We start from the raw sequence: 12,022 nt of genomic DNA, 5'->3' as shown, positions 1-12,022 counted from the left end.
GAGGAACAAGTGGCCGTACGAAGCTGACGTCGGCGTTCAAGGTCGACGCAAGTGGGGAGAACGACCTCGCGGCGCGATGGGTGACGTCGTGAAGGTTGTGGAGGAATGGGAGGCCGCCCGGTAGGGGCGAGCCAACAACTATGTCTTGGGCGTAAAAAGGTACCGGCAGTGGCCGATGAAAGTGGTCACATAGAATGGGCGGGGTCCGGCGCCCGGCTCGAACGTTACGTAGAACTCTCTGTCCTTCCAGTCTTTGCCGACAAGCTTTCCGGAGCCATCAGGCTGCAGCGCCGTCAAATCGACGGTCTCCGAAAGCTTCGTCGTCGATCGGCTCGTAAAAGTAAGCGTGTTCCCCTTTATGACGACATCAAAAGCCGCACTGTTGGAGCCGCACCACGCCGAAAGGTGTTTACTCTCGGAAACGGCAACCCACGATGCGTCTGCCGCGCTGGAGACGTGAGCAGCGCCCACCAGCCCGATCAATGACGCAAGAAACGGTCCCAGCCTCATTGCCGCCTCTCTTGGTTGCAGTTCCAAGTCTTCTGCTTCTTCGGTCGCGCGTCAAGGAAGGTGGCCTATTTCTCAAACTGACCGACTACCGGAGAGCGCCTCGCGTGGACAGCTATTGCGGGTCGTGTTTCTCTTGCCGCACGGTCGCGGCTCGGGGGCGGTGGAGCGGGCGATCGTGGCGCAGGCGGGAGAGACGCCATGAAGGACTTCAACCCCGAGCCCTGGGTGCGCAGCCTGTTGTGGCTGGCCCTCACCATCGCGGTCGTCATCGCCGTGATCTTCGACAAGACGCCGGTCAAGATCGGCGGCGCCGGCGTGCAGATCGAGATCGGCAGGCCCAGCGAACCCGAGCGCGCCGCCGGCCCGACGGCGGTGACGCAATCCGGGGCGCCGTCGGTCAGGCGCGGTCCCGGCTCGGTCTTTGCCTCGGCCTGTCCACCCAAGACCAGGGCGATCGGTGGCAGCTGCGTCGTCAAGTCGGGCACCGGCTGGCTGCAGAATTTCGGCCCCGAGCGCGATGCCGCCGGCACCTGGCAGTTCGTCTGTGTCTGGGCTTGGACGAGCAACGCCGGCGTCGACGGCTGGGCCCAGGCGGTGTGCCTGCCCGATCCTGCCTGAAGCACGATTTTGCGATACTCATGGCCGGGAGCGCCACGACCCTCACGGCGCTCGAGCGCCGCGAGGGATCATTCACAGAATGTCTCAGGCGCGGCGTGCGCTCGCGGCCTCCGGCGCTTCCCGGCGCAGCGTCACGACTTCCGGCGCCTGCTCCGCAACCGCAGCCGTGACTTCGACCACCGGCCGAACGAGCGCAATGGTGCCGTTGACGGCCGGCGGCGCCTCAGGGTCGAGGCGGCGCCAGCCCTGCTTCTCCCAATAGGCCATGTCCTTCGGCAGAACGTGGACGTAGAGCATGTTGCAGCCGCGGCTCTCAGCCAGATGACGGCAACGTTCGATGAGCAGACGCCCGACGTCATGGCCACGGTAGCGCTGCATGACGCACAGCCGCTCGGGCATGGCGAAGGTCTGGAACCAGCGCATCCGCACGGCGCCCACCGGGTTCTCGTCCACGTAGGCGACGATGTGGGTGGCGTTGAAATCGTGGCCGTCGAACTCCTCGGTGTACGGTATGTCGAGCTCGCCGATGAAGCAGGCCGCGCGAACGGCGAACGCCTGCAGCGAGTCCTCCATCTTGGTCGCCGTGCGGGTCGTGACGGGCACGCCGTCGATCGAAGCTGAGATCGTCGTCATGGTCATTCTCCTCAGTTGACGTGCCGTTCGGGGCGCGGCGAATGAGACGCGTCCGAGTCGGAGGCGCCACGCTCCATCGACAGTTCGAGGATGCCTTCCTCATCAAGCTGGTCTTCCGGCCGGTTGACGACCATCGGTTCGGATTCGAGCGTGACGGCGTCCGGCGACGGCGCAAGGTCACAATAGATGGCGTAGTGCTCGTGGTCGCAGAAGTTGAAGACCTTGTCGTCGACGCGGCGGAAGCCCTCCTTCTCCATCATCGGCATGTGCCGCTTCTGCAGATGGATGTAGACCTTGGTGTAGCCCTTGCGCCGCGCGAACTCCTTGCACCAGGCGTTGATCCGGTGGTGGATGCCGAGCCCGCGGTAGCGGCGCAGCACGACGCAACGCTCGAACTTGCAAAACGACTGGAACCAGCGCAGGCGCATCGAGCCGGCCGGCTCGCCGTCGACATACATGATGACGTGCGTTGCGGTGTAGTCGTTGCCGTCGAACTCCTCGTCGTACGGGCATTCCTGCTCGCCCATGAACACGGCGGCCCGCATCGCATAGCACTGCAGCATCTCGTCCGATGTCGAGGCGATCTTGATGGTCACGACCGGCGTCAAAGCAGGTGGCGCCAGCGTCGTTTGCGTAGTCATATTACTCCCTTTCGGTCAGCACACCGTTCTCGTTCCGGAAGCGGCGGCCACCGGCCGTCACGACAGGAAGATTCGCCGTCAATTGTGCCAGCACGTCGGTCACAACGGTCGATGTCATGCCCTTTGCGCCGCGCCGGATGGCGGTCGCCGACACCTTGTCGCGGCGCAGGATGCACCACGGGTAGATCCAGCCGCATTCGTCCAAGGTCGCGCGTACCGACATGCCGCCGTTGTCGGTGCCGTGCAGGCCGTGCAGTCGCGCCCCCGGGTAGCGCCGCTTGACCTCGCCGATCACGCCCCGGAACCCCTTGGTGTCGTAGATCTCGCGGTAGAAGACGACCTCGACCTTGTCGGCGAGGCCGGCTTCAGCAATCGCGAGCTCGATCAGCACACGCCGGGTTTCCGGCGGCAGGAACTGCTTTCCGGTCGGGAAGTAGTCGACGTTGAGATCGGCTTTCTCGGTCGCTTCGTAGATCTGGAATCCGTTCTCCAGCCGGGCAACCCGGATCTGGCCCTTGCGAAAGGCATCGGCGTGCAGCCGCGGTATCAGCGTCGGGTGGACGATCACCTTGTCAAGGCCACGCTCCTCGATGGCGCGCCGGATGATCGCGACATGACTGTTGTGAAAGGGATTGAAGGTGCCGAAGAACAACCCGATGCCGCCCTTCGGCGCGACCTTCGAGCGAACATCGGACAACAGCCCGATGCCGAACACCAATGCGCCAAAACCAAGTCCGACGGCCAGGAATGCTTCGCGGGCGATTGGCAGGCCGGCCGTCCCGAACGCAACCAGCACCATGGTCGCCGACAGGCCAATCAGGACGTTGCGATTGGCATCGCCGATGCCCCGCTGGAACAGGAAGAGGCTAAGGTACTGGACGCCCTGCGACGCAAGCGACGTGAGCAGCGCCGCCGATGCAAAGCCACCGACGGACGCGATGCCTTCCCGGTTCAGGGCACCTCCCCAGTACATGATCCAGAACACCGCCAAGTTGAACGCGTATTGCGGGGCGAATCGCCCAAGCCGACCGGCTGTCACGAAGCCGAAGCGGTTGTTGGCCCACAGTTCGGCTTTGTTGCTGAGCTTGGCGTAGCTCGGAAGGAATACCCCGGTGAACACTGACACGCTTATCAGCGCAGGGTTAGTCCAACTGATATGCGCGTACGCATAACTCAAGTACGAAACGAACGCCACAACCGCCGCCAACCGGGTCGAGGGGCTGCGCAAGTACTGGCCTAATTTACGTGCCACCAATGGAAAATTGAGCGATTTGCGCTCAGAATCTACGGCAGTCACCCGATCCCCCACTCCAGAAAAAGCTTGATTCGGCTATTCAGAAGATTGCCGCAAGTCTTTGGGAAGAAACAGAAACCTTTAACTTCTTACTATAGAAGCTGCGATAGCACATCGTCACCGGGGAAAATCACAAGGCGCAAAAACAACGATGAGACCGACTTTTTGTCGACAATGTTATAGGATGTTGCACTACTTCCTGTCATTCAAGCTTCAAGCCGTACCTTTACATTATTGCATGTCATGATGAATACGACCTCTGACGGCAAAGGCAAGATCACGAACATCCTGGGCGACTGGGACGACGTGCGGTTTTTCCTTGCGGTTGCAAAGACCGGCAGTTTCAGCGCCGCTGCGACGCAGTTGAGCACCAAGCAGACGACGGTCGGGCGCCGCATCCAGGCGCTTGAACGCCGGCTCGGCGCCAAGCTGTTCGACCGCCATCGCCACGGCATGGAAGTGACGCCCGCTGCGCGTGGTGTTCTCGCCCAAGCCGAATCGATGCAGTCAAACGCTTCGTCGATCGAACGGCACCTGGCCGGGCTGGATCGGGAAATGGCCGGCGTCGTGCGCGTCGCGGTTACCGAGGGTCTGGCCGCGCAGTGGCTCGTCCCGCGCCTCACCGAACTGCGGCGGCGGCACGCCGACATTCTCGTGCAGGTGATCGTCGGCGACCAGATCCTCGATCTGGCGACCCGCCAGACCGATCTGGCCATTCGCTTTTTCAGGCCAACCTCCAGTCAGCTGGTCGCCGCCCGCGTCGGCCAGTTCAGAATGTCGGTGTTCGCCGCGCCGGCCTACATCGAGCAATTCGGCATGCCGCGGCAGCTCGACGATCTGCATGAGCACCACATCGTCGACCACACGACCTTGCACAATCTGCCGGCGATGAAGCCGTGGAGCGAGGTCGTCGAACGTAGCACGCGCGTCGCGCTGCGGACCAACTCGTCGCATTCGGCAATGGAAGCCGTGAAAGCCTCCTGGGGGCTCTCGATCTTCCCGAGCTACACCAGCAAGATGGCAAACATCGTCGAGACTCCCATCGATCTCAACATATCGCGCGACATCTGGCTGGTGTCGCATGAGGAAACCAACAAGGGAGCGCGCATCCGCGCCGTGATCGACTACATCCGCGATCAGTTCCGCCAGGACGAGCGCGAATGGTTCTCCCTGTTGCACCCTTCCAACGACACTGAGGCGGCCTAGCCCGGCAAGAGCTGCGCGCGCCGCCCCTCTTGAGACATCATCGAGCCACGTTGTTGCACGGTGCGGGCGACCCGCGCCTCCAGAGCGCGATCTTACTTGATCCAAGCGCTAAAGAATGACCTCACCCTGAGGAGCCAGGCGGAGCGTGGCGTCCCGAAGGGAGCGCAACAGAGGTGATTTATCCCACCCATCGAGACGCGGCTTGCGGCCGCTGCTCAGGGTGAGGTCTCCGTCGGTGCTTCAGACAAAGAGAATCGCGCTCCAGGTCAGCCGCCCAATCGCCGTCTGACGTCTGCGGGAATCGGCACCGATTTCAACGAATTCGCGTCGCCCTGCTTGCGTGCCCAGATGCGCGTCTCCGTTCCTTCTGCGGCGATCTCGCCCGAGGCATCGCGGAAGACGTGGGTGATGGTGAAGGAACTGCGCCCGAACCGGGAGATGTGGCTTTCGACGATCAGTCTCTCGCCCGGCTGCGACGCCCGCCTGAACGAGCATTCCGCGGCGACTAGCGGGATGCCCTCCGTCCATCGCCCGCCCGTCGTGCCTTCGCGCGTCGCTCCGGCATTGTGGAACAGCCGATGAGTCGCCTGATCGATCCAGCGGAAATAGGTGGGATAGTAGACGATGCCGGCGGGATCGCAGTCGCCCCATTCGACAGTGACCTCGTGGCGACTGAGAAAGGGCGCGATGGTCGCTTCGGCGGAGGACGGGTCGCTGTTCATCGCCCGACGTTACTCCGAGGCATGGCGCGCTGGCGAGAAGGATGCACCGCTTCTGGGCTTGTTTCCTGACCGATCCAGGCGCTGGGACCGCGCCACTTGAGGCGGAGTAATCTCCGCCGACGTGGCGCGCTCCAACACATGAGCATCGGCTTCTACCGACGGCCGCGCCGGTCGCGTTTGGAATCGCGGATGCCGGCCTTGCGCGCGGCGGCAATGAGTTCGCGGAACGGCTGCAGCAGCTGCTCGGCCACGGTCGGATCATCTTCCAGGGCGGTCAGCGCCAGGGCGACAGCTTCGAGCGTCGAAACGGCGCCTGCCCTCGCCTCTCGCCGCAGATCGCCATAGAGCGACGGACCGGAAGGGACGACCACAAAGCGCCGAAGCCTGGTCAGCCAGGCGTTGCGCCACCATAACGCCTTGGCCTGGGCCCAGTTCCCGTCGAGCGCCACCACCCCGGCCAATCCGGCGCGGGCCGCCGCCTGGTCGGCGAGCGGCGCGCCCTTCCGATCGACGGCAAGCAGGGGGCCGCTGCTCCTGGCAAGATCGCGCATCTGGGCTGAACCGAGATAAAGCACCCCCCAATGACGCGGCTCGGCGGGAGCGCCCAGTGCATGCCCGAGGTTGCGCCATGACAGTCCGATGACAACGCGGCTGTTCTCAAGCGTGTCGGTGATCAAACGGGCGGTGCCCAGGACACGATCCTGCTCCTGCGGGTGTTGCAGGATCAGGACAGCGATCTTGTTGGGGACCTTATTGGCAGCAACCCCATTGTCGACCCTTGGCGGCGCGTCGCGCATGGGCGAACATATAGGCTGCAAACGCCGACCCTGTCGCCATGGCCATTGCCGTCATTGCCCTGCCCAGTGTCACCAAACTTCCCCCCGAGACTGACGGGGCGGTCGTGGTCGGCGGCTCGCATGGCGCAGTCTATGCGGCCTATCTATCGGCTCGGGCTGGCGTGCGCGCCGCCATCCACAACGACGCCGGCATCGGCCGCGATGAGGCCGGCGTGAGCGGCTTGGCCTGGGCAGACTCACACGGCATGGCCATGGCGGCCGTGCTAAGCAGCAGCGCGCGCATCGGCGACGGCGAGGACATGCTGCGCCGAGGAATCATCAGTCGCGCCAACGCGATCGCCACGACGTGCGGCGTGGCACCTGGCCAATCCGCCAAGGAGGCCGTCGAGCTCTTGAAGGCAGCGCCGTGGCCGCATACCCGGCCTGCGCCCCTGGCCGAAGGCCGCTCGGTCGCCGGCCGTGTCATCTGCGTCGATTCGATCTCACTGGGCGATGGACGGGATCGCGGTCGGGTCGTGGCCAGCGGCAGCCATGGCGGCGTGCCGGCGGGCGAAACGGCAACCGCCTTCGCGCCGAGGCTGGCCCTGTTCAATGATGCCGGTTTCGGCATGGAGCATGCCGGCGTGGCCGGCCTTGCCATCCTCGACCGGACCGGCATCGCCGCCGCTGCCGTGTCGACCCTGTCGGCGCGCATCGGTGATGGTCGCTCCACATTGGTCGATGGCTTCCTGTCGGAAGTGAATCAGACCGCATACCGGCTCGGCGCGCGCATCGGCGGCTCCGCTCTTGCGCTGGCTCTCGCCGTGGCCGAAAAAGGCTTGCTGACATCTTGATCGGAGGGATAAGCGGGGTATGGCGGTCGTTAACGTGAAATCTGAAATTGCCGGCAATGTGTGGAAGATCCAGACTAAGCCAGGCGACAGGGTCGAGCTCGAGGGTGAGATCATGATCCTCGAATCGATGAAGATGGAAATCCCCGTGCTCGCCCCCAAGGCGGGCGTCATCAAGGAAATCAAGGTCAGCGAAGGCGAGGCGATCGGCGAAGGGCAGCTCGTCGCCGTCCTCGATGCGTAGCAGCACAGTCGCCGTCGAAATCGTCCGGCTTTGGGCGCCCGACAATCTGCGTCGGGTGGCGCCTGGCGTCGCCGTTTGCGCGACGATCGCCGCCGTCGCCTTCATTGCCGACACGAAGAACTTCCTGCGCTTCGGCGCAGTGTGGGTCCCGCCACTGATCCTGACCTTGGTCATCGGCATGGCGCTGCAACCGCTCTCCAATCGGTCGGCGGTGAAGCTTGGCCTCGATTTTGCCGGGCGCACCCTGCTGCGGGTCGGCGTCGCGCTCTACGGCGCACGGCTCACCTTGGACCAGCTGGTCGATGGCGGTGCCTTGCCGATCGTGGTCGCCCTGGCCGCGGTCGGCGGCACCATCGCCTTCGGGGCGTGGGCGGCGCGCTTCTTCGGGCTCAGCCGCGATTTCGGCCTGCTGACCGGCTGCGCCACCGGCGTGTGCGGCGCCGCGGCCGCAATGGCCGCCTCGGCGGTGCTGCCCAAGCACGAAAACTCCGATCGCGATCTCGCCTTCACCGTGATGGGCGTGAATTTTCTCAGCACCGTGGTGATGGTGATCTATCCGGCCTTGCACAATGTGCTCGGCTATTCGCTGTTCGAGATGGGCGTGTTCCTGGGCGGCGCCATCCACGACGTGGCGCAGGTCGCCGGCGCCGGCCAGACGATGGGACCTCAGGTCCTCACCGATTCGATCGTCACCAAGCTCCTGCGCGTCGCCTTCCTGTTGCCGGCGATCGCCGGCATCGCTTGGTGGATCGCGCGCGGCGGCGGATTGGCCGGCAATGCTCGACCCTCGCCGCCGATATTCCTGTTCGGCTTCCTGGCGCTCGCCGCTCTCAATTCGGCCGGCGTCGTGGCAACCGACGTCAAGGCGGCAATCACCCAGGTCTCCTCGTTCCTGATCATCACCGCCATCGCCGCGCTCGGCATGAAGACGTCCTTGCTGGCGCTGGCGCGCATCGGCATGGCGCCGGTACTCCTGCTGATCACCGAGACCGCGTTCATCGGCCTCCTGGTCATGAGCCTGATTTACGCCCTGCGGCCGCTCGGGACGTAAATCTCAGGTGCCCGGCTTGGTGCCGGTAGCCCGCACCACCTCGCCCCACGTGTCGATCTCCTTCTTGATGAACTCGGCGAACTGGATCGGCGAGCCGGGCGCCGGCATGGCCGCCTTCTGCTCTATCTGGCGGATGATCTCGGGCTCGTTGAGCAGAGCCTGCAGGTCACGATTGACCTTGGCCACGATCTCGAGCGGCGTGCGCGCCGGCGCGGCGAGGCCCGACCAGCCGGCGGCGTCGAAGCCGGGCAAGGTCTCGGCGATGGGCGGGATCTTGTCGAGCGGCGGCGCGGCGCGCCGTGCCGTGGTCAACGCCAGCGCCTTGATGCGACCGTCGCTGATCGCGCCGAGCGCCGCGGCGGTGCTGTCCATCATCAGCTTGACGTGGCCACCCAGCAGGTCGGCCATCGCCGGACCACTGCCCTTGTACGGCACATGGACGACGTCGATCCCCGCCTTGAGCTTGAACAGCTCCATCGACAGGTGCTGCGAGGTGCCGGGTCCGGCCGATGCATAGGAGTACTTGCCGGGATCCTTGCGCGCGAGTTCGATCAGCTCGGGCAGCGTATTGGCCGGAAAGCTGGGATGCGCTACGATCACCAGCGGCACGAGGAAGATGTTGGAGATCGGCAGGAAATCGACGAGCGGCCGGTAGGGCAGATCGGGGAACAGGCTCGGGTTGACACCGAAGGTCCCGCTCGACACCACCATCAGGGTGTAGCCGTCGGGCGGCGCGTTCTTTGCATATTCGGTTGCCGGAATGCCGCTGCCGCCTGCCTTGTTCTCGACGATGACCTGCTGCTTCCAGACGTCCGTCAGCTTCTCCGCCATCAGCCGGGCGAAGATGTCGGCTGCCTGGCCGGGCGGGAACGGCACGACGAAGCGCACCGGCTTGGCCGGCCAAGTCGTTTGCGCCGCCGCCGGTCGCACCACCAGCGGAGCAGCCAGCGCCGTGGCGGCGAGGCCGAGCGCCCGCCGCCGTTTCAGATCACCCGTCATTACTTGCCTCCCATCGCCCCTGCATGACAGGCTACCATACCCCTCCGACAATCGAACCGCATGAACACCTCCTCCACGATTGCGATCGCGCCGCCTAGCACGCCAGCCGACTTCGACGCCATCAAGACTCTCTTTGTCGAGTACGCCGGCTCGCTGGGGGTGTCGCTCGCGCACGAAGGCTTCGATGCCGAACTCGCCGACCTCGCCGGTACCTATGCCGCACCCGGCGGCGCGCTGCTGCTGGCCCGCAGCGACGATGGAACTCCCGCCGGCGCCGTTGCGTTGCGAAAGGTCTCGCCGGAGATCTGCGAGATGAAGCGCCTGTACGTGCGCCCGACCTATCGCGGCCGGCGCACCGAGGCCGGGGTTTCCATCGGCCGTGCCCTGGCAGAGGGTATCGTGGACGAAGCGCGCCGCCAGGGATCCCGCCGGGTCAGGCTCGATACCATCGCCGGCAAGATGGGGGCGGCGATGAGCCTCTACCGCTCGATGGGCTTCGTGAGCACCCCGCCCTACTACGCCAGCCCGTTGGCCGACACCGCCTACATGGAACTGGCGCTTTGAGCGATCGCTACTTCGAGGATTTCAAGGTCGGCGAGCGCTTCACGAGCGGCGGCATGACGATCACCGAATCGGCCATCCTCGATTTCGCGCGGCAGTGGGATCCACAGCCGTTTCACATCGACATCGAGTTCGCCAAGACATGGCAGTTCGGCGGGCTGATTGCGTCGGGCCTGCACACGATGTCGGCGACGCTCCGGCTGTGGCTCGACCAGGGGGTGTTCAAGGCCTGCTGCATCGGCGCGGGCGGCCTCGGTCCGGTGACCTTCGCGCGGCCCGTCCGGCCCGGCGATACGCTGCACGTCACGACGGAGATCGTCGAACTGCGCGCCTCGGCGTCCAAGCCCGACCGCGGCCTCGTCAAGATCAGGCAGGTGAGCAGCAATCAGCGCGGCGAGCCGGTGATGGAGCAGGACACGGTGGTGTTTCTCAAGCGACGGGTTGCGCGCTCATAGTCTTCCGGACCGCGAGCGTCTCGCTCGCACGGCGCGTAACCGCGCCGTTCATGAGCGCGTAGGAGAGCAGCGAGACGCTCGCGGTCCAATGATTTTCCTCCCCAACTCCGTTGGGGAGGTGTCGCCGTCTTCGGCGACGGAGGGGTCATGAGCAGCAGGACTGAGGCTCATGACCCCTCCGCCCCGTATGACGGGGCACCTCCCCAGCGAAGCTGGGGAGGAGAATGACTAACGCCAGGCGAAGACCGGTTGCTCGTAATGGTCGACGCGGGTGTCGCGGCCGGCCAGAGCGACTTCGCGAAACTGGAACAGCACGGCGGCGGTCGGCGCATTCACCGTCGAGACCGACAAGGGCAGCCGGATGATCGGACGGTCCGATTCCTCGATGGCGACGATCTCGGGTGAGCCCTCGCGGAACAGCTCGGCGCATTCGATGCGATAGGCGGCAGCGACCTCTCCCGGGTTGGGAATCACCGTCACGCCGGGCGCCCACACCACGACCGGCGCGATCATGTAGCCGGACCTTGTCGGATAGTCGTCGAGCGTGCCCAGGATATCGTCGGTCGAGGCCAGCACGCCCAGCTCCTCGTGCAACTCGCGCAGCGCCGTCTGCTCGATGGTCTCGCCGGGATCGACCCGCCCGCCCGGCAGGGCCCACTGGCCACCATGTGCCCGCAGCCGCGGTGTCCGCTTGGTGAGAAGGAATGCCGCCTGCCCCGCCTGGTCGGCCTCGACCACGACGACGGCCACCGCTGCGCGCTTGAGGCCCGCCGGATTGGGATTGCGGCGCAGCGGGAAGCGACCGAGGTGGCCCGTGATGGCTGACCGCAAGCCGTCGTCGAAGCGAAAGGCTTTCACGCGGCTGCCGAGCTCCGGAACGTCCACACGACCGCCGGCGGCACGTTGCGCCAGACACGCTTGCCGTGCGTGCCGACCAGGTGGAGGCGCTCGCGCAGGCCGCGCGGCACCGGCGGCTTGGGGCCGTAGGTGAATTGCACCAGCGCGCCGCCGGGCGGCAGGGCTTCGAACGCGCCGCCGACGATTCCGTTCACGACCTCGGCCGGCAGCGACAGCAGCGGCAGGCTCGACACGATGGCGGCGACGGGAGCGAGGCCGTGGTCGCTGATCAGCCGGGGCAGCCGCATCGCATCGCCTTCGACGATCTGCAAGCCGTGAAAGTGACTCCGCAGGAAGACGGCAAGCTCGGGATCGCGTTCGACCAGCGCCAACCGCCCCGCCGGTATGCCGGCGGCCAAGAGCGCCTTGGTGACTTCACCCGTGCCTGCGCCCAGTTCGATGACATGTCCCGGCCGTGAGCCGAGTACCGCCACCGTGACGCGCGCCATCTCCTCGGCGAGCAATCGGCCGCTTGGCACCACCGCGCCCATGGCGAAGGGCCGGCGCAGCCACCGTTTCAGGAAGAGGGTCGTGCCGGCATGCGCAGGCTGAGGCATGGGTGAA

At 65.4% G+C, this 12,022-nt stretch carries 16 protein-coding genes; 7 read left to right on the top strand and 9 right to left on the bottom strand.

Features of this window, described 5'->3' with window-relative positions:
- Nucleotides 1–138 precede the first annotated feature (138 nt).
- On the bottom strand, nucleotides 139–510 hold the full coding sequence (locus ACILR9_RS08300; RefSeq protein ID WP_395709436.1) for a hypothetical protein: 372 nt from the start codon (nucleotides 508–510) through the stop codon (nucleotides 139–141).
- A gap of 198 nt (nucleotides 511–708) precedes the next feature.
- Here ACILR9_RS08300 and ACILR9_RS08295 point away from each other — a divergent pair, with 198 nt between their 5' ends.
- Nucleotides 709–1,128, top strand: coding sequence for a hypothetical protein (locus tag ACILR9_RS08295; protein ID WP_395709435.1), 420 nt, complete (start codon nucleotides 709–711; stop codon nucleotides 1,126–1,128).
- 84 nt (nucleotides 1,129–1,212) lie between these two features.
- Here the strand turns inward: ACILR9_RS08295 and ACILR9_RS08290 are convergent, their stop codons facing one another.
- Genes ACILR9_RS08290 through ACILR9_RS08280 form a run of 3 tightly spaced genes read right to left on the bottom strand, consistent with a single transcriptional unit; the run spans nucleotide 1,213 to nucleotide 3,699 of the window.
- Entirely contained in the window at nucleotides 1,213–1,761 is a 549-nt protein-coding gene (locus tag ACILR9_RS08290; protein WP_395709434.1) for a GNAT family N-acetyltransferase, read from the bottom strand.
- 11 nt (nucleotides 1,762–1,772) lie between these two features.
- Complete coding sequence (locus ACILR9_RS08285; protein WP_395709433.1) at nucleotides 1,773–2,402, bottom strand: GNAT family N-acetyltransferase; 630 nt, start codon at nucleotides 2,400–2,402, stop codon at nucleotides 1,773–1,775.
- Nucleotide 2,403: 1 nt separating this feature from the next.
- A complete protein-coding gene (locus ACILR9_RS08280; protein WP_395709432.1) occupies nucleotides 2,404–3,699 on the bottom strand; it encodes a hypothetical protein in 1,296 nt (431 codons plus the stop codon).
- 240 nt (nucleotides 3,700–3,939) lie between these two features.
- Here ACILR9_RS08280 and ACILR9_RS08275 point away from each other — a divergent pair, with 240 nt between their 5' ends.
- On the top strand, nucleotides 3,940–4,902 hold the full coding sequence (locus tag ACILR9_RS08275; protein WP_395709431.1) for a LysR family transcriptional regulator: 963 nt from the start codon (nucleotides 3,940–3,942) through the stop codon (nucleotides 4,900–4,902).
- A gap of 266 nt (nucleotides 4,903–5,168) precedes the next feature.
- On the opposite strand, the gene ACILR9_RS08270 is transcribed toward ACILR9_RS08275, so the two are convergent.
- Nucleotides 5,169–5,624, bottom strand: coding sequence for an acyl-CoA thioesterase (locus tag ACILR9_RS08270; RefSeq protein ID WP_395709430.1), 456 nt, complete (start codon nucleotides 5,622–5,624; stop codon nucleotides 5,169–5,171).
- 152 nt (nucleotides 5,625–5,776) lie between these two features.
- Nucleotides 5,777–6,421 carry a DTW domain-containing protein gene (locus ACILR9_RS08265; protein WP_395709429.1) on the bottom strand — a complete coding sequence of 215 codons (645 nt, stop codon included), beginning with the start codon at nucleotides 6,419–6,421 and terminating at the stop codon, nucleotides 5,777–5,779.
- 38 nt (nucleotides 6,422–6,459) lie between these two features.
- Between ACILR9_RS08265 and ACILR9_RS08260 the strand changes: the two genes are divergently transcribed.
- Genes ACILR9_RS08260 through ACILR9_RS08250 form a run of 3 tightly spaced genes read left to right on the top strand, consistent with a single transcriptional unit; the run spans nucleotide 6,460 to nucleotide 8,546 of the window.
- The gene (locus ACILR9_RS08260; RefSeq protein ID WP_395709428.1) at nucleotides 6,460–7,254 is read left to right on the top strand and encodes a hypothetical protein; all 795 of its coding nucleotides are present in this window, start codon (nucleotides 6,460–6,462) and stop codon (nucleotides 7,252–7,254) included.
- 34 nt (nucleotides 7,255–7,288) lie between these two features.
- Nucleotides 7,289–7,495 (top strand): biotin/lipoyl-binding carrier protein, encoded by a 207-nt coding sequence (locus ACILR9_RS08255; protein WP_395709427.1) that lies wholly within the window; start codon nucleotides 7,289–7,291, stop codon nucleotides 7,493–7,495.
- Nucleotides 7,488–8,546: a YeiH family protein gene (locus tag ACILR9_RS08250; RefSeq protein WP_395709426.1), complete on the top strand. Its 1,059-nt coding sequence runs from the start codon at nucleotides 7,488–7,490 to the stop codon at nucleotides 8,544–8,546. Before ACILR9_RS08255 ends, ACILR9_RS08250 begins: the two co-directional genes overlap by 8 nt.
- 3 nt (nucleotides 8,547–8,549) lie before the next feature.
- Here ACILR9_RS08250 and ACILR9_RS08245 read toward each other — a convergent pair whose 3' ends face one another.
- Nucleotides 8,550–9,545, bottom strand: a complete 996-nt coding sequence (locus ACILR9_RS08245; protein ID WP_395709425.1) for a Bug family tripartite tricarboxylate transporter substrate binding protein — start codon at nucleotides 9,543–9,545, stop codon at nucleotides 8,550–8,552.
- A 60-nt stretch (nucleotides 9,546–9,605) separates the two neighbouring features.
- Here ACILR9_RS08245 and ACILR9_RS08240 point away from each other — a divergent pair, with 60 nt between their 5' ends.
- Together ACILR9_RS08240 and ACILR9_RS08235 are read left to right on the top strand one after the other, a co-directional pair.
- Nucleotides 9,606–10,109 carry a GNAT family N-acetyltransferase gene (locus ACILR9_RS08240; protein WP_395709424.1) on the top strand — a complete coding sequence of 168 codons (504 nt, stop codon included), beginning with the start codon at nucleotides 9,606–9,608 and terminating at the stop codon, nucleotides 10,107–10,109.
- The gene (locus ACILR9_RS08235; RefSeq protein ID WP_395709423.1) at nucleotides 10,106–10,561 is read left to right on the top strand and encodes a MaoC family dehydratase; all 456 of its coding nucleotides are present in this window, start codon (nucleotides 10,106–10,108) and stop codon (nucleotides 10,559–10,561) included. The genes ACILR9_RS08240 and ACILR9_RS08235 overlap by 4 nt, the downstream gene beginning before the upstream one ends.
- A gap of 228 nt (nucleotides 10,562–10,789) precedes the next feature.
- Here ACILR9_RS08235 and ACILR9_RS08230 read toward each other — a convergent pair whose 3' ends face one another.
- Together ACILR9_RS08230 and ACILR9_RS08225 are read right to left on the bottom strand one after the other, a co-directional pair.
- A complete protein-coding gene (locus ACILR9_RS08230) occupies nucleotides 10,790–11,419 on the bottom strand; it encodes an NUDIX hydrolase (protein WP_395709422.1) in 630 nt (209 codons plus the stop codon).
- Nucleotides 11,416–12,015 (bottom strand): class I SAM-dependent methyltransferase, encoded by a 600-nt coding sequence (locus ACILR9_RS08225; RefSeq protein ID WP_395709421.1) that lies wholly within the window; start codon nucleotides 12,013–12,015, stop codon nucleotides 11,416–11,418. The genes ACILR9_RS08230 and ACILR9_RS08225 overlap by 4 nt, the downstream gene beginning before the upstream one ends.
- Between the last annotated feature and the right edge of the window lie 7 nt (nucleotides 12,016–12,022).

The organism is Reyranella sp. (assembly GCF_044224635.1).
Lineage (GTDB): Bacteria > Pseudomonadota > Alphaproteobacteria > Reyranellales > Reyranellaceae > Reyranella.
This window is presented reverse-complemented; position numbering and strand designations above follow the sequence as displayed.